Below are 21,542 nucleotides of genomic sequence, written 5' to 3'. Positions count from 1 at the left end.
CACATCCGCAGGTGATCCGATGACACAAGATCTCCAGTTCCTGTTCCTGGGCCTGGGCAACGGCGCGGTCTATGCGGCCCTCGCACTCGCCCTGGTCATGACCTACCGGAGCTCCGGCGTGGTCAACTTCGCGACCGGCGCGGTCGCCCTGTACGTCGCCTACACCTTCGCCTACCTCCGGCAGGGTGAGCTGCTCATCCCCATCCCCGGCCTCCCGACGACCCTCGACCTCGGCGGTCCGGTGGATCTCGCACCCGCGCTGCTGATCTCGCTCGCGATCGCCGCCGCACTCGGTCTGCTGCAGTACTTCGCGGTGTTCCGTCTGCTCCGGACCGCGCCGGCAACCGCGAAGGCGGTGGCATCCATCGCCCTGATGCTGGCCGTCCAGGCATTGCTGGCGGCACGGATCGGAACCACCCCGGTGTCGGTGGATCCGATCCTGCCCGCCGACATCATCGAGATCGGTTCGATTCGCGTTCCCGCGGACCGGTTGTGGTTCGCGGTCATCATCGTCGTCCTCACCGTCCTGCTCGTCCTCGCGTTCCGACTCACCCGCTTCGGACTCGCGACCCGGGCCGCGGCGGAGTCGGAGACCGGCGCACTGCTCACCGGACTCTCCCCCGAGCGCATCGCCTACGCCAACTGGGCGCTGAGCACCATGATCGCGGGCCTGTCCGGAATTCTGATCGCGCCGATCGTGCCCCTGATCCCGGTGTCGTACACACTGTTCATCGTGCCGGCGCTGGCCGCGGCGCTGGTGGGTAACTTCAGTGCGATCGGACCCGCGGTGGCCGCCGGGTTGGGTATCGGCGTCCTGCAGTCGGAGCTCACCCATCTGCAGTCGACGATCGACTGGATCCCGCAGTCCGGCATGGCCGAACTGATCCCGCTGGTGTTGATCCTCGGCTTCCTGGTCTTCCGCGGAAAACCCCTGCCGACCCGCGGTGCCCTGATCCAGAACACGTTGGGTGCTGCGCCACGACCGCGTAATCTGCTGGTCGTCGGGGCGGTGTGGACCGTCATCGCGGTGGTGGTCCTGCTCGTCACGACCGGTAGCTATCGCGGCGCGGTGATCATGTCCCTCACGCTGGCGATCATCGCCCTGTCGCAGGTGGTGGTGACCGGATTCGCCGGACAGATCTCGTTGGCTCAGTTGACACTCGGCGGCGTCGGCGCATTCGTGCTCAGCCGACTCACGGTGGAATGGGGTGTCCCCTTCCCCATCGCGCCGGTCCTGGCCGCACTCGCAGCCACCGTCGTCGGTGTTCTCGTCGGTCTGCCCGCCCTCCGCATCCGTGGCCTCCCGGTGGCGGTGGTGACGCTGGGCCTAGCGGTGTTCCTCGAGGCGTTCTGGTTCCGCAACAACGAGTTCAACGGTGGCATCGACGGCGCGGCAGTCGAGCGACCGACACTGTTCGGCATCGATCTCGGTATCGGAGCCGGTGACTCGTATCCACGGATCTCGTTCGGCATTGTCTGCCTGGTCGTGTTGGTGCTCGTCGCGCTCGCCGTGGTCCGATTGCGGACCAGCCGGCTCGGCGCGTCGATGCTTGCCGTCCGCGCCAACGAACGCTCGGCAGCAGCATCGGGTATCAACGTCTCGCGAACCAAGCTGGTCGCTTTCGCCGTCGGCGCGTTCATCGCGGGCCTCGGCGGATCGTTGATGGCCTACCAACAGACGATGGCGGTCCCCGAGGCGTTCACCGCGATCGGCGGAGTCGCGATGTTCGCCGTCTGCTACCTGGCCGGGGTCACCTGCGTCTCGGGCGGCATGCTCGCCGGCATCATGGGCGCGGGCGGAATCCTGTTCGTCTTCCTCGACCGTGTCGCCAACGTCGGCCAGTACTACTATGTCTTCACCGGAATCCTGCTCGTGGTCACGGTGATCGCCAATCCCGAGGGCATCGTCTCCGACATCTACAGCCGGCTCGAGAAGCTCCGGGGTCGACTGGGCCGGGGACAGGTCACCGCATTGGACACCGATCTCGAGGTCTCGCTGACCGCCGACGAACTGCACGATCGATCGTCACCGCCGATCGGCGACGTGGTCCTGTCGGCGCGGGAGATCGGCGTCCGTTACGGCGGCGTGGTCGCTCTCGCCGACGTCTCCTTCGACGTGCACGAGGGCGAGATCGTGGGACTCATCGGACCCAACGGTGCGGGCAAGACGACGTTCATCGACGCGATCAGCGGATTCGCCGACGCCCGTGGCACCGTCGCACTCGCCGGTCGGACACTGGACGGCCGACGCGCGTTCCGACGCAGCCGCGCCGGCCTGGGCCGCACATTCCAGGGCATCGATCTGTACGACGATCTGTCGGTCCGTGAGAACGTCGCGGTCGGTACCACCGCGTCACTGCATCGGGGGGCGGACCGCCCTCCGCTGGATGCTGCGCAGATGGGCCGTCTGTTCGAGGTGTTACACCTCGACGGGGTCGTCGACCGCCCCGTCCGGGAACTGTCCCAGGGACAACGTCAACTGGTGTCGGTCGCTCGTGCGCTGGCCGGCCGGCCAAAGGTGGTGCTGCTCGACGAGCCGGCAGCCGGCCTCGACAGCACCGAGAGCATCTGGCTCGGCCACCGATTGCGCGCCATCCGCGATGCCGGTACCACCATCGTCCTCGTCGACCACGACATGGACCTCGTCCTGGATGTCTGCGATCGCATCGTGGTCCTCGACCTCGGCACGCGCATCGCGATCGGTACGCCGGCCGAGATACGCAGCGATTCCGAGGTCACACGCGCCTATCTCGGCGCGACACACAGCGGACAGGAGCTGACCACGTGAGCACCGTGTTGCGTTGCACCGGCCTCGATGCGGGGTATGCGAAGGGACGTCCGTGCGTCCGTGAACTCGACTTCGAACTGGCGCAGGGTGAGATCCTGGCTCTGCTCGGGCCCAACGGGGCGGGCAAGACGACGACCATGGCGACGCTGGCCGGACTGCAACCGTCCCTGGCCGGGTCGGTGACGGTCGGCGACATCACGGTGCGGACCGGGGATGCGCAAGCCGCATCGCGTGCCGGACTGGTCCTGGTCCCCGACAACCGCGCGCTGTTCACGACCCTGACCGTCGAGGAGAACCTGCGGCTGGCGGTCCGTCGCCGACGACGTCGGTCCACCGAGCGGGACGCAGTGCTCGACTACTTCCCCGCACTGGGCGAGCGACTACGGGTCGCAGCCGGGGCACTCTCGGGTGGCGAACAGCAGATGCTCGCCATCGGCCGGGCCCTCGTCCAACATCCGCGAGTGTTGCTGATCGACGAGCTCAGCATGGGCCTCGCCCCTGTCATCGTCGAGCGGTTGCTGCCGGTCATGCGGACCGTGGCCGACGAGACCGGCACGGCCATCGTCCTCGTGGAGCAGCACGTGCAGCTGGCGCTCGGGGTCGCCGACACCGCGCTGGTACTCAGACACGGTCGCAACGTGCTCCACGACGACGCGCGGTCCCTGGCGGCGGCCCCGCAACTCGTCGAACAGGCCTACCTCGGCGGCCCCGGCCATGACGACGGCGAATCCACCAGGCGCGATCCGATCGCTCCGGTCGCCTGACGCGGTTGCCACTCCTCCACCGACGACCTCCGACGCCACCGCCTCGTGTGATGTCGGAGGAACGACGATCGACAGACAGCGAAACCCACCACTTCGCGCATGAACACCGGACGACCAACTCGTTGACCTCCATCTCCGCGGCATCGTGGCCGCGATGCCGAAAGGGAAACCCATGAAGTCATCTCGCCGATCCGAGGTGTGGCGAATGCTCGCCATCACCGCGGCGGCCGTGCTGTTCACCACCACGGCGGCCTGTTCCAGCGACGACAGTTCCAGCGGCGGCGAGAGCAGCGCGGCGCTGCCGTCCGACGCCTTCCCCGGCACGGCGGCCACCGGCGCCCCCGTACGCATCGGATTGATCAACAACGAAGGTGGGCAGGCGATCTCGCAGCCCGAGAACCGGGAGGCCGCCGAAGCCGCGACTAAATACGCCAACGAGAACCTCGGTGGAATCGCCAGTCGCCCCATCGAACTCGTGACGTGCAAGAACGCCGAGGAGCCGACGTCGGCACGCAACTGCGCCAACCAGATGGTCGAGCAGAAGGTGGCGGCCGTGGTCGTCACCAGCACCGGCCTCGGCAGCATCCTGGCACCGATCATCACCGGCGCCGGCATCCCCTACGTCACCGCGTTGGGCGGCAGTCAGCAGGAGATCACCAGCGACAACTCCTTCGTCTGGACAGCAGGCTCCAACACCTCGCAGGCGATGGCGACCTTTGCCAAACAGCAGGGCTGGAAGACGGCGGTCGCGTACTCCATCGACAGCCCCGCTGCCACCGGATCGTTGACCCGGATGGGCGGACCGGCCTTCCGGGCGGCCGGCCTCGACTTCTCGTTGATCACCATCCCGTTCGGCACTCCTGATGCGACCCCTCAGGTCAGCGCCGGTCTCGACAAGAAGCCGGATGTCGTACTCGTGTATGGCGAATCGACCGTCTGCACCTCGGTGCTCAAGGCGCTGAACACCCTCGGTTCCACGGCCACCGCGATCTCCCCGCAGACCTGCGCGGCGCCCGAGGTGGTCTCGGCGGTCGGCAAGGCAGGCGTCGACGGCATGAAGATCTTCAGCAGCGCCGACACCGTCTCCGACAATCCCGAGAGCGTGCTGTTCCGCGCCGTGATGAACAAGTACGCGGCCGACACACCCACGTCAGGCTTCGCGGTGGTCGGGTACCAGGGGGTGTTGGGACTGGTCCGCGCGACGGCTGGCCTGACCGGTGAGGTGACCCCGCAGACCGTCGGCAACGCCATCCGATCCGCCAAGGATGTCGTCCTCCCTGCAGGCGACGGCATCACGTTCACCTGCAACGGACAGGCGGTTCCGGGCCTGAAGTCGCTGTGCGGCAACCAGATGATCGTGCTCACGATGAAGGACGGCAATCTGGCCGATCCGACGAAGGTTAGTGTGTTGGCGAAGTAGTACCCGACCGCGATGCCTGACCGGACGAGGTCGGGCATCGCGGACGCGGCCCGTGTCACCATCGAACGTTCTTCCGCCCGAGCTCCGTGTTCCGCCGACTGCACCTGGCGGAGTACGGGGTTCGGGGCGGAGGACGTGTGAGGTCAGCTGGTCAGGACGGATGCCGGGACGCGAGATCGCGTCCGATGATCTCCTTCATGATCTCGGTCGTACCACCGACGATCGTCTGGACCCGCGCGTCGGCGTAGGCACGCGAGATCGGGTACTCGTCCATGTAGCCGTAACCACCGTGCATCTGCAGGCAGCCGTCGATGACGCGATTCTGCAGTTCGGTGGTCCACCATTTGGCCTTGGCGCCCAGCGTGGCGTCGAACTCGCCCGCGTTGAGTGCGAGCACCCCCTGCTCCAGGAACGAACGGGTGATCTCCACCTCGGTGGTCAGTTCCGCGAGGCGGAAGCGAGTGTTCTGGAAGTCGATGATCCTGGTGCCGAACGCCTTCCGCTCGCTGGTGTAGCGGATCGTCCAGTCCAGCGCGGCCTCCGCGGCCGCGAGTGCACGCCAGGCGATGGACAGCCGTTCCAGAGGCAGTTGAGCGGTGAGGTGATGGAAACCACGACCTTCCGCACCGACGAGGTTGCCCGCCGGCACGCGGACGTCGTCGAACGCGATCTCGGCGGTGTCCTGCGAGTGGAGGCCGAGCTTCTTCAGCTTGCGTCCGCGCTGGAATCCGGGAGTGGTCGTCGGGACGAGGATCAGGGACAGCTGCGGGCGGCCCTCCTTTTCGCCCGTGCGCGCCGCCGTCAACACCACGTCCGAGGAGTATCCACTCGTGATGAACGTCTTGGCGCCGTTGATGACCCACTCGTCACCATCCCGGACCGCGGTCGTCTTCATTCCTCGCAGATCGCTGCCCGCGATCGGCTCCGACATCGCGATGGAGGCCACCACGTTCCCCTGTGCCATACCGGGCAACCAGTCCCGCTGCTGCTCTTCGGTACCCAGCTCGGTGAGGTAGGACCCGACGATGTCCTCGTTGATGGAGAAGCCGGATGCCAACGAGGCGGCGCCGACTCGTGCGAGCTCCTCCTGGACCACGCAGCGGAAACGGTAGTCACGTACACCTCCACCGCCGAACCGTTCCGGGAAGCGGAGCCCCAGGATTCCCAGCGCGCCGGCGGACTTCCACACCTCGCGCCCGGTCGCCCGCTCCTCCTCCCAACGGTCGAGGTTCGGTGTCACGTCGCGGCCGATGAAGTCACGGACACTGGATCGGAAGGCCTCGTGGTCGTCGTCGTAATAAGGCTGCGGCACAGGTGGTCTCCTCTGTCGGCGTGACGTTCTCGGAACCGACTGGTCAGTCGACGAGTTCGTACAGGGTCGCGTTCGCGGTTCCGCCGCCCTCGCACATGGACTGCAGTCCATAGCGGAGGCCGCGATCGCGCATGTGATTGATCAGACGGGTGGTCAGGATCGCGCCGGATGCACCGAGGGGATGCCCGACGGATATCGCGCCACCGACTGGGTTGACGCGATCCGGATCGGCGCCCAGTTCGATCTGCCAGGCGAGCGGCACCGGCGCGAAGGCCTCGTTGATCTCGAAGGCGCCGATGTCGCCGATCGAGAGTCCGGTGCGCTTCAGGAGCCGTTGGGTCGCCGGTATCGGTCCGGTCAGCATCATCACCGGGTCGTCCCCGACCACCGTTCCGGCCACGATCCGAGCCAGTGGCCGTACCCCGAGCTCAGCGGCCTTGGCCGACGTCGTGATCACGACGCCCGCCGCACCATCGGAGATCTGGGATGCGTTGCCCGCGTGGATGACGCCGTCGTCCCGGAACGACGGCTTCAGACCGGCGAGCTTGTCCGGGGTCGTCCCGCGACGCAACCCCTCGTCGACGGCGAACTCGCCGTCGTCGGTCGCGACCGTGACGGTCTGTGCGTCGAACGCCCCGGTGTCGATCGCGTCGGCACTGCGCTGATGGGATCGCGATGCGTACTCGTCCAGATCAGCCCGGGAGAGCCCCCATCGCTGCGCGATCATCTCTGCCCCACTGCCCTGATCGAGGCGATCGACTCCGTATCGATCCAGCACGGTCTGCCCATAGGCGAAGCCGGTCTGCCGGGTCGCGCCGAGCGGGACCCGCGACATCGTCTCCACACCTCCGGCCACCGCGATGTCATAGGCACCGGCGATCACCGCATGTGCTGCGGACTCGATCGCCTGCTGGCCGGAACCGCAGGCACGGTTGATCGTCACCGCGGGCACGTGGTCGGGCCAGCCCGCGGCGAGCACCGCGAACCTGCCGACGTTGCTCGACTGGTCACCGAGTTGGGTGACACAACCCCACATCACGTCGTCGATGTCGGCGGGATCGATACCGGTACGACGCACCAGTTCCCGCAACACGATTGCGGAGAGATCGACGGCGTGCACACCGGCCAGGGAGCCGTTGCGCCGACCGATCGGGGTGCGTACGGCCTCGATGATCACTGCATCACGAGCGCTCATAGTTCGTCTCCTAGGCGTCGAAGGCCGGTTCGCGTCGACGGCCGGTTCGGGTCAACGGTCTCTCAGGTCACCGTTCGTGGATGGCACGTTCCGGACAGGATGCCACGGCTTCGCGGGCTGCCGGCTCGTCTCCGTCGGGAACGCTGATCTCGGCGTTCAACGCGTAACCGCTCTCGTCGAGGTCGAACAGCTCCGGGGACGCCGCATAGCAGCGCGCGTGTCCCGCGCATTTCTCCAGGTCGATCGAGACCTCCATAGATGCTCCTTCGTCGTCCGTTCGCGCCGGATCAGGTGACCGCACCGGCGATCTTCAGGGCGATCAAGGCCTCGTCGTCGAACCCCAACTCCCGCAACACCTCGTCGGTGTGTTCGGCGAATCCCGGGGCCCTGGTCAGCGCCGTCTTCGCGTTGTCGAACTTGACCGGGTTGGCCACCAGCCGCCGGGTGGCCCCCTCGGCGTCGGTGACCTCCGCGATCCGCCCGTTGGCCAGCAGCGCTGCGTCGTTGCCGAGGTCCCACGAGTCCTGCACGATCGCCCACTGTCCACGGATGTGTGCGAGTGCCGTGCGCCAGTGATCCAGGGATTCGGCGCCGATGATGTCGGCGAAGATGTCGAACGCCTCGGCGTGGTTGCGATTGATCAGTTCGTCGGTCGCGAATCGCTCGTCGTCCACGAGTTCGTCGTGGCCGATCGCCCGGCAGAACTCCGGCCAGTACCGCCGCGCCTGCAACATCGACAACTGCAGCCACCGACCGTCGGCGGTGCGGTATGCACCGCTGAGCGGATTGCCCGCGCTCGCCGACCGTCGGTGTGGGGATTGGGCAGGGAGTGCCTCACCGCGCATCAACGCCATGTTGACGGTGAACTGGGTGGCCCAGGCGCCGACGGCCAGCAAGGACACGTCGATCTCCGACGTCTCGCCGGTGGTCGCCCGCGCATACAACGCAGCGGCGATGCCGCCTGCGATCGTCATCCCGCCGATGTTGTCGCCATAGGCGCCGGCCGGCATGAAGCTGACGCGGTCGGACCCAGCCGGAGTCGTGCCGAAGGCGCTGCCGCCACGTGCCCAGAATGCGGTGGAGTCGTAGCCGCCCTTCTCCGCGTCCGGGCCCTCGGAACCGAACCCGCTTCCCGCCACGTAGACGATGTCGGGATTGATCGCGCGGATGTCGTCGACCGTGATGCCGAGTTTGCCGCGCGCGGCAGGCAGGAAGTTGGTGAGGAACACATCGCTTCGCCGGACGAGTTCCTCGAGCACCGGACGCGACTCGGGACGATCGAGCGCGATGCCGACGCTGCGTTTGCCTCGGTTGGGGCCCTCCATGATCGGTGCGAAGGACGAGTCCGAAGTGTCGTACCCGAGCACTCGGACAAGTCCTCGCTGGGCATCACCCGACTCCGCATGCTCCACCTTGACGACGTCGGCACCCCAGTCGGCGAGGACTGCTCCGGCGGATGGGACGAAGGTGAACTGGGCGACCTCGAGTACCCGGACACCTTCCATGGGGCGATGCATGTCGACTCCTCACACTCGCGACGGGCTGCCGTCGACGGTAGGACGGACCCCGACGGGTCGGGGACGCTCTTCCGGCAGGTGGGACGGCGCGGGTCGCAGTCGCTCAACCGGGCCGGCGGGGTCTTCCCGCCTGGCCAGGTCAGGCATCGATCAATTCCAGGATCGTCGCGTTGGCCTGCCCGCCGCCTTCGCACATCGTCTGCAGACCGAACCGGATGTCGTTGCGACGCATGTGGAAGATCAGGTCGGTGAGGATCCGGGCGCCCGACCCACCGAGTGGGTGGCCGAATGCGATCGCTCCGCCGTTGGGATTCAGCAGGTCTTCGTCCGCACCGATCTCCCGTTGCCAGGCCATCGGCACCGGCGCGAACGCCTCGTTGACCTCGAACGCCCCGATGTCGCCGACCGCCAGTCCGGAGCGAGCCAGCACCTTCTCGGTCGCGGGGATGGGCCCGGTCAACATGATCACCGGGTCGGCGCCGGTGACGACCGCGGTGTGCACACGCGCGATCGGTGTCAGTCCGTATCTGCGGGCGGCCTCCTCGCTGACGACCAGCACGGCGGCGGAGCCGTCGGAGATCTGTGACGCGTTGCCCGCGTGGATGACCCCGTCCTCGGCGAACACCGGTTTCAGCGCGGCGAGCGTCTCGACCGTGGTGCCGCGGCGGATCCCTTCGTCCGCGCGAACCTCGCCGTCGCCGGTCGGGATCGTGACGATCTGGTCATCGAGCAGGCCAGCATCCTGTGCCGCGGCGGCACGGTCGTGGGAGCGGGCCGCATAGGCGTCCACGTCACGTCGGGTGAACCCCCACTTGTCCGCTATCATCTCGGCACCCACCCCTTGATTCGGGATGACCCCGTCGTAGCGGTCACGGTATGCCGGTGGGAACGGGCTGTCGCCGATGCTCGTCGACGAGCCCATCGGAACGCGCGACATCGACTCGACACCGCCGGCGACCACCACGTCGTAGTGTCCCGCGAGGACACCCGCCACTGCGAAGTTCAGCGCCTGCTGCGACGAACCACACTGGCGATCGACCGTCACCCCGGGCACCGTCTCAGGCCACCCGGCCGCGAGTACCGAGGTCCGCGCGATGTCGATGGCCTGCTCCGAGACCTGTTGCACACATCCCCAGATCACGTCGTCGACGATCACCGGATCGATGCCGGCGTGCCGCGTCAGCTCGTTCAGGACGGTCGCGGACAGCTCGGTCGGATGGACACCGGACAGGCCGCCCCGCTTGCGGCCCACGGGTGACCGGACGGCCTCGACGATCACTGCGGACATCGTTGAGTTCCCTTCGCGTTCGATGACGACCGGGCGTGGCCGCGGTCGGAATGGTTCGTCAGACTGTCGACGACTCGAGCTCGGCCACCATCTCGAGCAGTCGCCGACGGTCGACCTTGAGTGACGCGCTGCGCGGCAGCGACTCGACGACATGAATGGTCACCGGCACCTCGTAGGGCGTGAGATGCTCGCGCACAAACTGTTTGACCTCGTCCTCGTCGAGTGTCCGGCCGCCGTCCACGAGTTCGACAACTGCGATGGGCACCTCCCCGAGGCGGTCGTCGGGCCGGCCGTAGACGGTGGCATCGAGTACCGCGGAGTGTCGACGCAAGGCGCTCGCGACCACCTCGGGTTGGACCTTGAACCCGCCGCGCAGGATCGCGTCGTCGGCACGGCCGTCGATGTAGAGGAATCCGTCGGCGTCGATGTGGGCGAGGTCGCTGGTGCGGACCCATTCCGAGGCACCGGAACCGGTCTGCCCCGACCGGACCTGCAGTCGGCCGGTCTCGCCGACCGAGAGTCGTTCTCCGGTCTCGTCGACGACCTGGAGATCGACGCCGGGAAAGGGACGGCCGACACTGCCGCGCTTGCTCGACCACCACTGGTGGTGCATCGGTTTGGTCCAGCCGGCCACCGCGCCGGAGAACTCCGTTGCGCCGTAGACGATCAACACCGGGATCTCATATCGGCCGATGAACTCGTCGGCCAGATCCGGACTGACGAACGTGGTCCCGGCGGTGACGGCGCGCAGGCTCGACAGTCGGCCGGGCGGCACGTCGGCGTTGAGCACCGAACGCATCGCCGCCGGTGGAAGGCTCGCGATCCGCGGACGGTGTTCCTCGATGGCAGAGACCCACCCTTCGACGGTGAAGCGCGGCAACAGGACGAAGGGGCGAGCCTCGGTCAACGCCTGCAGCACACCCCACATCCCGCCGATGTGGACGATGGCGAGCGTCACGAGTGCGACGCGACCCGTCAGCGGATCGCGTACCGCACCGTTCGCTCCGACGTGCCCGTGTACCGCAGACATCGCCGCGTCGAGCTGACGCCAGGTGAGCGGTATGCGCTTGGGGGGACCGGTGGTCCCCGATGTGAACATCTCGACGGCGACCGGGGCGCCGACCGCTTCGTCCGGCGACTCGTCGGCGTCGGCGCCCACCATCGATGCGGCGCGCACCACGCGCCGCATCCCGTCGTCGATCGCGAAGCCGTCGATGCCCAATGTCTCCGTGGCGGAGCGGAACTCCACGGACTCCCACTGAGCTCCCGGGGCCAGCACCGCCACCGGCGCGGCCGCCGCGACATCCGCCGCCAGCCGCGCCGGCGGCTGCATGGGATTCAGGGTGACGATGGTCCGCCCGTTGCGCAGCAGTGCGACCAATGCCGCGATGGATTCCACCCGGTTGCCCAGCACCACACCGACTCGCGCCCCCTCGGTGGCTCCGACCCGGATCAACTCGCGGTCGATCGATTCGGCCACCGCTCGGACCTCACCCCAGGTGTGCCACCGACCGTCCTGCTGGATCATGCGGGCATCGTCGGCGGCCGACCACAGCCCACGCAGCGCCTCCCTGATACCCGCCACGACGCCTCCTGATCACTGTTGCCACACTCGAGAACGTCCTCAACTTATATTACATAGTTAACTATGACAACCGAGTCGCCGCATCTTCAGAACGGTGGCGGCGACCCATCTAGACGCAGATCGTCAGCGGGGCAGACCGAGTCCGCGTTCCGCGATCAGGTTCCGCATGATCTCGGAACTCCCTCCGGCTATGGTGTACGCCCGCGCATACAGGAACTCGTCCTGCCAGCGACCGTTGTCCAGGGCGCGGTCCCCGCTCACGACGATCCCGCTCTCGCCCTCGAGTTCCAGTGCGAAGGCGGCGATCTCCACCCCCAGCTCGCTGAACATGAGCTTGGTCATCGGAGCGTCCACGGGTCCCGGCCGTCCGTGCGACACACGGGTGAGACTCGCGTACACCAGAGCCGACAGCGCGTCGACCGATGCCGTCAGCGCACCGAGCCGATCGCGGACCGCGGCATCCTCGACGGCGGGTCGTCCATGTCTGGGAACCCGTCGGGCGAGGTCGACCAGGGCGGCCACGTTGCGTCGGAGGCGGACGGCGCTCGTGGCCACCCCCGACCGCTCGTGCGCAAGACTCGAGTTGGCGATCCGCCAGCCGTGGTTCACCGTTCCGATCAGCGCTTCGGGACCGACCTCGACGTCGTCGAGGAACACCTCGTTGAAGTCGGCGGTACCGGTCATCTCGCGGAGCGGGCGGACCTCGACGCCGGGTAGCCGCATGTCGATGAGGAAGGCGCTGATCCCGTTGTGCTTCGGCGCTTCCGGATCGGTTCTGGCGAGCAGATATCCGTAGTCCGCCCACTGGCCGTTCGTGGTCCACACCTTCTGACCCGAGATGCGGAACCGACCATCGCCGACCGGCACGGCCCGCGTACGCAGAGAGGCGAGATCGCTACCGGCCCCGGGCTCGCTGAACAACTGGCAGTGAATCCGCTCTCCGGAGCGGATCCCGGCAAGGTGACGCCGCCGCTGGTCGTCGGTGCCGTGCTCGATGAGCGCGGCCGCGACGAGATTGGCAGCCCCCTGCACGGGTGGAGGCGCTCGATGCCGCGCGATCTCCTCCGCGACGACCACGTCTCGCTCGAGACGATGATCGGAGCCCCTGCCGCCGTACTCGGTCGGCCAGGAGCCACCGATGTACCCCGCGGCGAACAACGCCCTGGTCCACTCCTTGAGGAGCGCCAACTCGCTCTCGTCCTCGGCGCTGCGCACCCCTGCCTTCGGCGGGATGTCGGGAGCGCAACGCTCGACGAAGGCACGGACTTCGGCGCGGAACCCCTCGAGGTCGGCGTCGGTGCCGTATCTCATCGGACCGCGTCTCCTGCCCGGCCCGTGTCGCCCGACGATGCCATCACCGCACCTCGTAGTCGCGGGTGGCCACCTCGGAACGATTCACCTGCGCCTTGCCGATCGGATTCCCCAATGACGTGTACGCCATCCCGGTTGCCAGCGCCTGGGAACGGCCGGTGTCGCGGGACTCCCAGATGGCTCGGACACTGCCCTGGATCGCCGCGGGCGGCTTCGCGGCGATCCTCCGGGCGATGGCATCTGCCCGAGACCACAGGTCGGTTCGGTCGACCACCTCGCTGACGAAACCGATCTCGCGCGCCCGTTCGGCCGACATCCGTTCATCGAGCCCGAGGAGGACCATCCGCAGCACCTCGCCGATCGGGATCCGATGGGCCAGACCGATCGGTTCGAGCGCGGCGACGATGCCGTAGGAGACATGCGGGTCGAAGAACTGGGCGTCGTCGCTGGCGATGATGATGTCGGATTCGTTGAGCCAGTAGAGCGCTCCCCCCGCAGCAAGGCCGTGCACCGCCGCGACGAGTGGTTTCCAACAGCCGTTCTGCTTCGGCGACAGGTCGATCCCCGGATCACGTCTACTGAACACGTTGTCGGAGATGAAAGTCCCCTCGCGCGTGTCCATGCCGGTGGAGAAGGCTCGCTCCCCCGCCGCACGTAGCACGACGACGTGGATGTCGTCGGTCTCCCGAACGTGCTCCCACAGCGTCCGGAACTCCGCCCGCATGGTGTCCGTGAAGGAGTTCATCCGCTCCGGACGATCGAGGGTCACCGTCAACACGTTGCCGTCGAGCTCGGCGATGACCGTGGTCAGTGCATCCAGATCCATTGGGCTCACGTCTGCCGCACCGAGACCGGGGCGGCGGCCACCAGCCGCTCGACGACATTGCGACGCACCAGCTTGCCGGTCTCCGTGCGTGGGACCTCGTCCCAGTACACGATACGATCGGGCGTCTTGCTGCTGCGCAACGCCGATCGGACGTGGTCGCGCAGACCGTCCGCGTCCACCGCCGCGCCGTCGCGGAGCACGACGACCGCCTCGATGCGTTGTCCCCATTCGTCGTCCGGGACGCCGACGACAGCAACGTCGAGGACATCTGGGTGTCGCAGGATCACGTCCTCGATCTCTGCGGGCGCGATGTTCTCCGCGCCGCGGATGATGGTGTCATCGGCCCGACCGCCGACGAAGAGGAAGCCGTCCTCGTCCAGGTGCCCCTTGTCGCGGGTGTCGAAGAAGCCACCGGCGTCCACGACCCGGCCGACCCCCGCGTACTCCGCCGACACCTGCTCCCCCGCCACGCAGATGCGGCCCACTTCGCCGGGGCCGAGCGGCGACCCGTCGTCTGCGCGGATCTCGACGACGACCCCGGGCAGCGGCCTGCCCACCGAACCCAGTCGCGCACGCACCCGATCGTCGCCGTCGAGCGCGGCCCGATGATCCTCCGGCCCGAGCACGGTGATGGTGGAACTCGTCTCGGTGAGTCCGTAGGCGTTGACGAACCCCACGTGCGGCCAGATCCGCAGGGCTTCCTCGATCACGCGAGACGGCATCGGCGCACCCCCGTATGCGAGGTTGCGCAGGGTCGGGACCGTCGTGTCGGCGTCGGACTCGACGATCCGAGACAGCATGGTCGGCACCACCAGCGCGTTGGTGACACCTTCTTCTCGTACGGTCTCCAGCCACTGCGCGGGGGTGAACTGTTCGAGGACCAGGGTGCGCCGTCCGGCGTAGAGGTTGCTGATCACATTCGCAACGGCCGCAATGTGATACGGCGGGACGCTGACGAGAGCGGCCTCGTCGTCGGCGGCGTTCGCGAACTCGATCGAGCCGAACACGTACGAGGTCAGGTTCTCGTGGCGGAGCAGCACGCCCTTGGGCGCTGCGGTGGTCCCGGACGTGTAGATGATGACGGCGGGAGCCTCTGTGCCGACGCCCGCTCCCGCGTCCGGATCGCCCGACCGCGCGGCCGCGGTGGCCTCCAGCCAGTCGTCGGTGGTGATGACATCCAGCCCTGCTCGCTCGAGGATGTGGAGGTGCTCGGGGTCGGCGATCCCCAGAGCCGACGGATGATTGGCGAGCAGCGAGTCGAGTTGCTCTGCACCGAGCCGATAGTTCACCGGGACCAGCGGCACGCCGGCATGCGCGGCGGAGAACATCGCGATCGGGAACGCCGGACCGTTGACGGCGAGGTAGACCACCGCGTCGGCGCCCGACCGACGGATGAGATCGGCGCCGGTAGCAGACCGGTCGCGGAGCCCGGCCGCAGTGAGCCCTCCGTCACGTGTGCCGATCACGACCCGGTCACCGAATCCGTCGGCGGCCATGTCCAGCAGCAACGCGATGTTCATCCGATACCCCGGTCCTCGTCTGGCGGCGTCACGCCCGGTGGTGGGCGCGAGTTCCGCCTGAGAAGTCCACCAGTCCGTCCCGGTTGTCCGACAGCGGACGTCCCGCAGAGTCGGACAGCGGTTTCGACACACCCGGATTCCGATTACCCAGTGGAGTGCGGAGATTCTTCCTCCGAAGACCGGTCGTGCGGGATGCGCGGCGACAGACGACGAACGGGGTATCGGATGGAGATCGCCGGCGCTCGAGCGATGGTGGTCGGCGGGGCGTCGGGTATGGGGCGGGCGACCGCCGAGGCCCTGGCACGCCTCGGCGCCCGGGTCGCCGTCCTCGACCGCGCGGGCGGCGACGGAGAAGAAGTCGCGCACGCTGTGGGCGGGATCTTCCACGCCGTGGACATCACCGACTTCGTCGCCACGGAGCGTGTCCTCGACGCCGCCGTGGCGGATCTCGGCGGACTCCACATCGCGGTCAACACCGCGGGCGGCGGAAAGGTGCAGAAGACGCTGGGCCGCAACGGGCCACACGACCTGGCCCTGTTCCGTCAGGTGGTCGACCTGAACCTGGTCGGTACCTTCAACCTCAATCGACTGCAGGCCGCCCACATGAGTCGTAACGACCCGATCGACGACGAACGGGGCGTCATCGTCAACACGTCGTCACTCGCCGCCTTCGAGGGACAGATCGGCCAGGTCGCCTATGCTGCGGCGAAAGCGGGCATCGCAGGTAGTGCCCTGGTGATGGCGCGCGACCTGGGTTCGCTCGGGATCCGGGTGACGGCCATCGCTCCGAGCCTCTTCTCCACGGGGGCAACGGCCTCCTTCTCCGACGAACAGGTGGCCCCGTTGGTCGCCGATGCAGCCTTCCCCAAGCGGATGGGCAGGCCCGACGAGTATGCGCGGCTCGCCGTCGCGATCGCGGAGAATCCGATGCTCAACGGTCAGTGCATCCGGCTCGACGCCGGTCAGCGGTTCGGGCCGCGCTGACCGTCAGTCGAGGAGGTCCTGGACGCGGAGGTCCTCCCGGCCGAGCATGACGAACTGCCGCGCGACGACCATGTGTTTCTGCCAGTGGGTGAATGCCCCGGAGCCGTCGCGCGCGCGCAGCAGCTTGATGAACCGCCGCTGGGAGCGGACGAACAATTTGTAGTTGGATTCGTGTTGCGCACTGTCGGTCTCGAGGTGCTCGCGCGCGAAGGCGACGTGATTGCGTTCGAAGATCTCGTGCACCATACCGGCGACGAGGGCCAGCGTCGGACTTCCCGACAACTGCACCATACGAAGATGGAAACGGGCCGTGGCCCGGCCGAAGTGACCGGAGGCGTACTCGGCGGGCACCACCTCGTCGACGAACTGCTCGAGTTCGTCGAACGCTGCATCGTCGCCCTCCTCGGCGAGCAGTCGTGCCGCGGCGGGCTCGATCGCCTCCAGGGCGCGGTAGACATCGGCGACCGTGGCTCCGGACAGTTCCAGCAGCAACGACGCCGGTCTCGCGACCACCTCGGGGCCCGGTACGCAGACCTTGGCCCCTGACCGGGAACCGCGTCGTACCTCCACGAGCCGTTCGGCTTCGAGCACGCGGATGGCTTCACGCAACGTGGGTCTGCTGACCGAGAACAGCTCCATCAACTCGGCCTCGTTCGGCAGGTGATCTCCCGCTGCGAGCTCGCCGTCGACGATCATGCTGCGCAACTTCCGTGCCACCAACTCGGCTGTCTTGGGTGTGCGGATGCCACGTTCGCCATCCCGGCGGGTGGTGAAGACCGGCGTCGCTCTCTCAGGCACGTCGGGTCCTCTCGCGTCGACAACGTTCACTTGTCAACCTACCTCAGCGGTGTCACCGCGCCGCGGAACTCTGCATCGCGGTGGGCGGACGGTCACCTGCGCAGGAGGATGGTTCCCGACGGCACCCCACCGCCGGAGCTCACCACCGCGACGTCGGCTCCGGCGACTTGTCGCCCGTCGGCCTGCCTACGGAGTTGCAGGACGGCTTCCCGGAAGAACCCGTAGCCGTGAAGGCGCCCGGCCGACAATTGACCACCGTGGGGGTTGAGCGGGAGCCGTCCGCCGAATGTGATCGCCGATCCGTCACCGATGAATTCCGTTGCGCCGCCGCGCTCGCAGAAGCCGAGTCCCTCGAGCCACGACAGCGCGTTGAAGGTGAAGCCGTCGTAGAGCAGCGCGACATCGACATCGTCGGGCCGGAAGTCAGTGCGCGACCACAGGTGTGCCGACGGGCCGAGCGACTGCGGGAGGTGGGTCAGCGTGCCCTGGTCCCAGGAGAGCGTTTCCGTGATCTGCGTTCCCACCGCTTCGACGTGGACCGGTTGGTTCGGCAGGTCGGCAGCCACATCGGCGGCCGAGACCACCACCGCCACCGCACCGTCGACGGGCACGTCACAGTCGTAGAGACCGAACGGACTCGAGATCATCCGGGCATCGAGATAGTCGTCGAGTGTGATCGGATCGCGATACACGGCTTCCGGGTTGGAGGCCGCGTGCGTACGAGCCGTCACGGCGATCCGGCCGAGCACATCGCGGTCGGCGCCGTACCGGTGGAAGTAGCGACTCGCACACAGCGCGATCCAGTTGGCCGGTGACATCGCGCCGTAGGGAGCGCGATGCTCGACCATCGCGGTGGCCCGGGCGGTGGGGACGTCCCATCTGCCGGAGCGGACCAGCGCCGCGTGGCTGGACTCCCACACGGTCCGGTAACAGAGGACGTGTCGACACAAACCGGCGGCGACGGCGAGCATCGCGGCCACGATGGAGCCGTTCTGTCCCGGGAACTCGTTGCCGCCGCTGACCCAGGTGGGCCGGACCCGCAGGATCTCCTCGACCGCCATGGTGCCGCCCTCGGTCAGTCCGCCACCGATCGGACCGCCGGGATACGTTGCCAGACCGTCGATGTCGTCGAAATCGAGTCCGGCATCGGCGACGGCCGCTTCGCAGGCGTCGATGGTCAGGCGAAGCGGGTCGATCATCAGCCGTCGGCCGACCTGCGACTGCCCCACCCCGGTGATCGCGACGCGATCCTCGAATTTCGTCGGCGACGCCATCGGCCGCACCCGTATGTCGACGTCATCGAACTCGGGGTCCTGGCCCGAGGTGGAGGTCTCCGGGTCGGGTTCGAACAGGGGGATCCATACATCGTCGGCGCCCTGCTCGAACACCACCCGCACCCGCAGACCTATCGTCACCTCATCCGGCGCACATCCGACGATGTTGGTGGTCAGACGAGCTGCCGAATCCTCCTCCAACGCAACGATCGCGATAACGTACGGGGGTGGCAGCGACGGCAACCAGGCCTGTTCGTTGACCGTGCACGCCACCACCACGCCACGCCCGGACACCGGCGCCATCGAGATGTCATGGCTCCGACAGTGCGGGCACCGCGCCGGCTGCGGATGTGTCCGTCGACCACAGGCCCCGCAGCGGGCGATACGCAGGACGCCGTCCTCGCCAGAGGCCCAGAACTCTGCGGATCGCAGGGTCGGCTGCGGCAGCGGTCGGCCCGATGGGCTGGTCATCGGCGCTCCTTCGATGGTCGTTTCGTCTGCTGCTCAGGCAGACTCATGGAGGCCGACGAGTACGTCCCGATGCGTTCCGACCGAACCATCGAGCAGTTCGTCGACCTTGATCCGCCGGATGAGGAGATGCACGTCGTGTTCCCAGGTGAAGCCGATGCCGCCGTGCACCTGTAGCGCCAACTGTGCCACCGCGGCGGTGGCGGTCCCGGCGTAGGCGATCGCCGACGAGACGGCTCTCCCTCGGCCGGGTGTGCGATTACTCGTCCCATGCCCGTCGTCATCGAGCGCCACGGCTGCAGCCCAGAGCACGGCGCGGGATGCTTCGACCGCCAGCGACATGTTCGCGAGATGATGCTTGACCGCTTGGAACGAGCCGATGGGGCGACCGAACTGTTCTCGCTGCCGAGCGTGTTCGACGCTGAGATGCAGCAGTCGATCTGCTGCACCGAGAGCATCGACGGACCGGAAGACCGCGAGCTGATCGGCGAGGAGGGCATCGGTTCCGGGGATGGCGACCGACCAACCGCCGGGATCGACAGTGACATCGATGTGCACGATGGACCACGAGCGCAACAGATCCAGTGTGTCCAGCACTCGGACGTCGACGTCGTCGGTCGGGATCTCGGCGATCAGGACACGCCCGTCGTCGGCGATGGCAGACAACACCAGGCACTCGGCATCGGCCAGACCTGTTGTCGGAGTCGAGGTTCCTCGAACCCTCAGCGATCCGTTCGCGAGCTCGGTGACCTCGAACGATTCTGTTCCCGCAGGCCGGATGGGTACGGCGAGTCGCCTTCCCTCGGCGACCTCGACGTGATGTGGGGAGCCCACACCTTCGAGCAGACGGGCGGCAAGAGCCCATTCGGCGATCGGGATAGCGCTGCCCGCTCGGCCGTGTTCCTCGACGACGACGAGCAGATCCACGTTCGTACCACCGAGGTCCGTGGTCAGCAGACCGGCCAACCCTGATTCCACGACATGTTCGCGCGCCGCAGCACACATCCGAGCCGGGGTGTCGTCGATCGATTCGCGCCGCTCCACGATCGGATCGTTCTTCTGTAGCCACCCCCGCTCTGCGGCCGCCAACTCGACCTGTTCGGTACTCAGCGCGAATTCCATTGTTCCTCCGTCGACCCGGTGGCTCGAACTCAGACGCCTGCGTTGGCGTCGGTTTTCTTTTTGAGTTCGAGGGCGATGTCGATGAGTTGGTCTTCTTGGCCGCCGACGAGTTTGCGGTTGCCTGCTTCGAGGAGGATGGCGGCGGCGGAGACGTTGTAGCGTTCGGCGTGGCCTTCGGCGTGTTTGAGGAATGAGCTGTAGCAGCCGGCGTAGCCCATCATCATTGCGGAGCGGTCGACCAAACATTCCGAGGGCATCGCTGGGCGGACGATGTCTTGGGCGGCATCGGCGATGGTCATGAAATCGACCCCGGTACGGATGCCGAGTTTGTCGCACACCCCGACGAACGCCTCGGTCGGGGTGTTCCCGGCGCCGGCACCGAAGCGGCGGATCGAGCCGTCGATCTGCTGCGCACCCGCCCGGATGGCGTTGATGGAGTTGGCGACCGCAATATCCAAATTCTCGTGCCCGTGGAACCCGACTTGGGCATCAGCACCGAGTTCGGCGACCAGCGCCTGCACCCGGACGGTGACGTCCTCCAACACCAACGCACCCGCCGAGTCGACCACGTAGACGCATTGGCATCCCGCATCGGCCATGATCCGCGCCTGTTCGGCCAGCTTCTCCGGCGGCTGCGAATGGCTCATCATCAAGAACCCGACCGTCTCCAACCCGAGATCCCGGGCCAGCCCGAAATGCTGGATCGACACATCAGCCTCGGTGCAATGTGTCGCGATCCGACAGATCTGCCCACCGTTGTCCTGCGCAGCCCGGATGTCGTCTTTCACCCCGAGTCCCGGCAACATCAAAAACGCGATCTTCGCCCGGGTCGCGGTCTCCGCGGCCGCCTTGATCAGCTGCTGTTCCGGGGTCTTGGAGAAGCCGTAGTTGAACGACGACCCACCGAGGCCGTCGCCGTGGGTCACCTCGATGACCGGCACCCCGGCGCCGTCGAGTGCGCCCACGATGTCGCGGACTTCTTGTTCGGTGAACTGATGCCGCTTGTGGTGGCTGCCGTCACGCAACGAGGAGTCGGTGATCCGAATGTCCAACAGGTCGGAATACGCCCGCGCATTCGCCATCACATCGGTAGCCGCGCCTCCAGCAGCAGTGGTGGTGGTCGTGCTTGTTGTCGCAGTGTTCATGCGGGGACCCCCAGCTTCGTCTTCGCGATCTCTTCGCCGACCTTGGTCGCGGCGGCGGTCATGATGTCCAAATTCCCCGAATAGGGGGGCAGGAAATCCCCGGCGCCTTCGACCTCGACGAAGATCGACACCCGTGCGTGGCCGCCGTTGACCTGTGACGGCGGGTCGAACTGCGGATCCTGCAGCAGTCGGTACCCGGGCACATAGGATTGGATCTCGGCTTCA

Annotated in this window: 17 protein-coding genes and 1 pseudogene; 4 read left to right on the top strand and 14 right to left on the bottom strand. The window is 67.3% G+C overall.

Annotation, left to right across the window (positions count from 1 at the left end; all coding sequences use genetic code 11):
- Positions 1-19: 19 nt before the first annotated feature.
- The 3 genes from GS4_RS20735 (at position 20) to GS4_RS20725 (ending at position 4,972) form a co-directional block, all read left to right on the top strand.
- On the top strand, positions 20-2,788 hold the full coding sequence (locus GS4_RS20735) for a branched-chain amino acid ABC transporter permease/ATP-binding protein (RefSeq protein WP_007624267.1): 2,769 nt from the start codon (positions 20-22) through the stop codon (positions 2,786-2,788).
- The gene (locus GS4_RS20730; protein ID WP_007624265.1) at positions 2,785-3,552 is read left to right on the top strand and encodes an ABC transporter ATP-binding protein; all 768 of its coding nucleotides are present in this window, start codon (positions 2,785-2,787) and stop codon (positions 3,550-3,552) included. The genes GS4_RS20735 and GS4_RS20730 overlap by 4 nt, the downstream gene beginning before the upstream one ends.
- A gap of 172 nt (positions 3,553-3,724) precedes the next feature.
- Positions 3,725-4,972, top strand: a complete 1,248-nt coding sequence (locus GS4_RS20725) for an ABC transporter substrate-binding protein (RefSeq protein WP_040511312.1) — start codon at positions 3,725-3,727, stop codon at positions 4,970-4,972.
- 151 nt (positions 4,973-5,123) lie between these two features.
- On the opposite strand, the gene GS4_RS20720 is transcribed toward GS4_RS20725, so the two are convergent.
- The 9 genes from GS4_RS20720 to GS4_RS20680 all read right to left on the bottom strand — a co-directional run bounded on the left by GS4_RS20720 (position 5,124) and on the right by GS4_RS20680 (position 15,526).
- The gene (locus GS4_RS20720) at positions 5,124-6,284 is read right to left on the bottom strand and encodes an acyl-CoA dehydrogenase family protein (protein WP_007624261.1); all 1,161 of its coding nucleotides are present in this window, start codon (positions 6,282-6,284) and stop codon (positions 5,124-5,126) included.
- 43 nt (positions 6,285-6,327) lie between these two features.
- Positions 6,328-7,479: a thiolase family protein gene (locus GS4_RS20715; RefSeq protein ID WP_007624259.1), complete on the bottom strand. Its 1,152-nt coding sequence runs from the start codon at positions 7,477-7,479 to the stop codon at positions 6,328-6,330.
- 67 nt (positions 7,480-7,546) lie between these two features.
- Positions 7,547-7,735 (bottom strand): ferredoxin, encoded by a 189-nt coding sequence (locus tag GS4_RS20710; RefSeq protein ID WP_007624257.1) that lies wholly within the window; start codon positions 7,733-7,735, stop codon positions 7,547-7,549.
- 31 nt (positions 7,736-7,766) lie between these two features.
- Positions 7,767-8,996: a CaiB/BaiF CoA transferase family protein gene (locus GS4_RS20705; protein WP_007624253.1), complete on the bottom strand. Its 1,230-nt coding sequence runs from the start codon at positions 8,994-8,996 to the stop codon at positions 7,767-7,769.
- A gap of 139 nt (positions 8,997-9,135) precedes the next feature.
- Positions 9,136-10,284: a thiolase family protein gene (locus GS4_RS20700; protein WP_040511310.1), complete on the bottom strand. Its 1,149-nt coding sequence runs from the start codon at positions 10,282-10,284 to the stop codon at positions 9,136-9,138.
- Between the two features lie 58 nt (positions 10,285-10,342).
- Positions 10,343-11,869 carry a class I adenylate-forming enzyme family protein gene (locus tag GS4_RS20695; protein WP_007624249.1) on the bottom strand — a complete coding sequence of 509 codons (1,527 nt, stop codon included), beginning with the start codon at positions 11,867-11,869 and terminating at the stop codon, positions 10,343-10,345.
- Between the two features lie 123 nt (positions 11,870-11,992).
- A complete protein-coding gene (locus GS4_RS20690; protein ID WP_007624247.1) occupies positions 11,993-13,180 on the bottom strand; it encodes an acyl-CoA dehydrogenase family protein in 1,188 nt (395 codons plus the stop codon).
- Between the two features lie 43 nt (positions 13,181-13,223).
- Positions 13,224-14,006 carry an enoyl-CoA hydratase/isomerase family protein gene (locus GS4_RS20685; protein WP_007624245.1) on the bottom strand — a complete coding sequence of 261 codons (783 nt, stop codon included), beginning with the start codon at positions 14,004-14,006 and terminating at the stop codon, positions 13,224-13,226.
- A gap of 5 nt (positions 14,007-14,011) precedes the next feature.
- The gene (locus tag GS4_RS20680; RefSeq protein ID WP_007624244.1) at positions 14,012-15,526 is read right to left on the bottom strand and encodes a class I adenylate-forming enzyme family protein; all 1,515 of its coding nucleotides are present in this window, start codon (positions 15,524-15,526) and stop codon (positions 14,012-14,014) included.
- Positions 15,527-15,751: 225 nt separating this feature from the next.
- On the opposite strand from GS4_RS20680, the gene GS4_RS20675 reads away from it, so the two are divergent.
- A complete protein-coding gene (locus tag GS4_RS20675; protein WP_007624243.1) occupies positions 15,752-16,510 on the top strand; it encodes an SDR family NAD(P)-dependent oxidoreductase in 759 nt (252 codons plus the stop codon).
- Between the two features lie 3 nt (positions 16,511-16,513).
- Here GS4_RS20675 and GS4_RS20670 read toward each other — a convergent pair whose 3' ends face one another.
- The 5 genes and pseudogenes from GS4_RS20670 to GS4_RS20650 all read right to left on the bottom strand — a co-directional run.
- Positions 16,514-17,308, bottom strand: a complete 795-nt coding sequence (locus GS4_RS20670) for a FadR/GntR family transcriptional regulator (RefSeq protein WP_040511307.1) — start codon at positions 17,306-17,308, stop codon at positions 16,514-16,516.
- Between the two features lie 92 nt (positions 17,309-17,400).
- Positions 17,401-19,053 carry a thiolase C-terminal domain-containing protein gene (locus tag GS4_RS20665; protein ID WP_007624241.1) on the bottom strand — a complete coding sequence of 551 codons (1,653 nt, stop codon included), beginning with the start codon at positions 19,051-19,053 and terminating at the stop codon, positions 17,401-17,403.
- Positions 19,054-19,086: 33 nt separating this feature from the next.
- Positions 19,087-20,172, bottom strand: a complete 1,086-nt coding sequence (locus GS4_RS20660) for an acyl-CoA dehydrogenase family protein (protein WP_007624240.1) — start codon at positions 20,170-20,172, stop codon at positions 19,087-19,089.
- 29 nt (positions 20,173-20,201) lie between these two features.
- On the bottom strand, positions 20,202-21,317 hold the full coding sequence (dmpG, locus tag GS4_RS20655) for a 4-hydroxy-2-oxovalerate aldolase (RefSeq protein ID WP_051989804.1): 1,116 nt from the start codon (positions 21,315-21,317) through the stop codon (positions 20,202-20,204).
- Positions 21,314-21,542, bottom strand: a pseudogene (locus GS4_RS20650) (acetaldehyde dehydrogenase (acetylating)); the annotation flags it as partial. The gene dmpG and the pseudogene GS4_RS20650, both read right to left, overlap by 4 nt.

The organism is Gordonia soli NBRC 108243, from assembly GCF_000334455.1.
Taxonomy (GTDB): domain Bacteria; phylum Actinomycetota; class Actinomycetes; order Mycobacteriales; family Mycobacteriaceae; genus Gordonia; species Gordonia soli.
The sequence above is the reverse complement of the archived record's forward strand: the minus strand, read 5'-3'. Positions and strand labels throughout refer to the sequence as shown.

Bases quoted from the DNA above. Each gene is read 5' to 3' on its own strand.
- GS4_RS20725 (WP_040511312.1), top strand. From the start codon at position 3,725: ATGAAGTCATCTCGCCGATCCGAGGTGTGGCGAATGCTCGCCATCACC.
- GS4_RS20735 (WP_007624267.1), top strand. From the start codon at position 20: ATGACACAAGATCTCCAGTTCCTGTTCCTGGGCCTGGGCAACGGCGCG.
- GS4_RS20715 (WP_007624259.1), bottom strand. From the start codon at position 7,479: ATGAGCGCTCGTGATGCAGTGATCATCGAGGCCGTACGCACCCCGATC.
- GS4_RS20705 (WP_007624253.1), bottom strand. From the start codon at position 8,996: ATGCATCGCCCCATGGAAGGTGTCCGGGTACTCGAGGTCGCCCAGTTC.
- GS4_RS20700 (WP_040511310.1), bottom strand. From the start codon at position 10,284: ATGTCCGCAGTGATCGTCGAGGCCGTCCGGTCACCCGTGGGCCGCAAG.
- GS4_RS20675 (WP_007624243.1), top strand. From the start codon at position 15,752: ATGGAGATCGCCGGCGCTCGAGCGATGGTGGTCGGCGGGGCGTCGGGT.
- GS4_RS20660 (WP_007624240.1), bottom strand. From the start codon at position 20,172: ATGGAATTCGCGCTGAGTACCGAACAGGTCGAGTTGGCGGCCGCAGAG.
- GS4_RS20680 (WP_007624244.1), bottom strand. From the start codon at position 15,526: ATGAACATCGCGTTGCTGCTGGACATGGCCGCCGACGGATTCGGTGAC.
- GS4_RS20710 (WP_007624257.1), bottom strand. From the start codon at position 7,735: ATGGAGGTCTCGATCGACCTGGAGAAATGCGCGGGACACGCGCGCTGC.
- GS4_RS20665 (WP_007624241.1), bottom strand. From the start codon at position 19,053: ATGACCAGCCCATCGGGCCGACCGCTGCCGCAGCCGACCCTGCGATCC.
- GS4_RS20685 (WP_007624245.1), bottom strand. From the start codon at position 14,006: ATGGATCTGGATGCACTGACCACGGTCATCGCCGAGCTCGACGGCAAC.
- GS4_RS20690 (WP_007624247.1), bottom strand. From the start codon at position 13,180: ATGAGATACGGCACCGACGCCGACCTCGAGGGGTTCCGCGCCGAAGTC.
- dmpG (WP_051989804.1), bottom strand. From the start codon at position 21,317: ATGAACACTGCGACAACAAGCACGACCACCACCACTGCTGCTGGAGGC.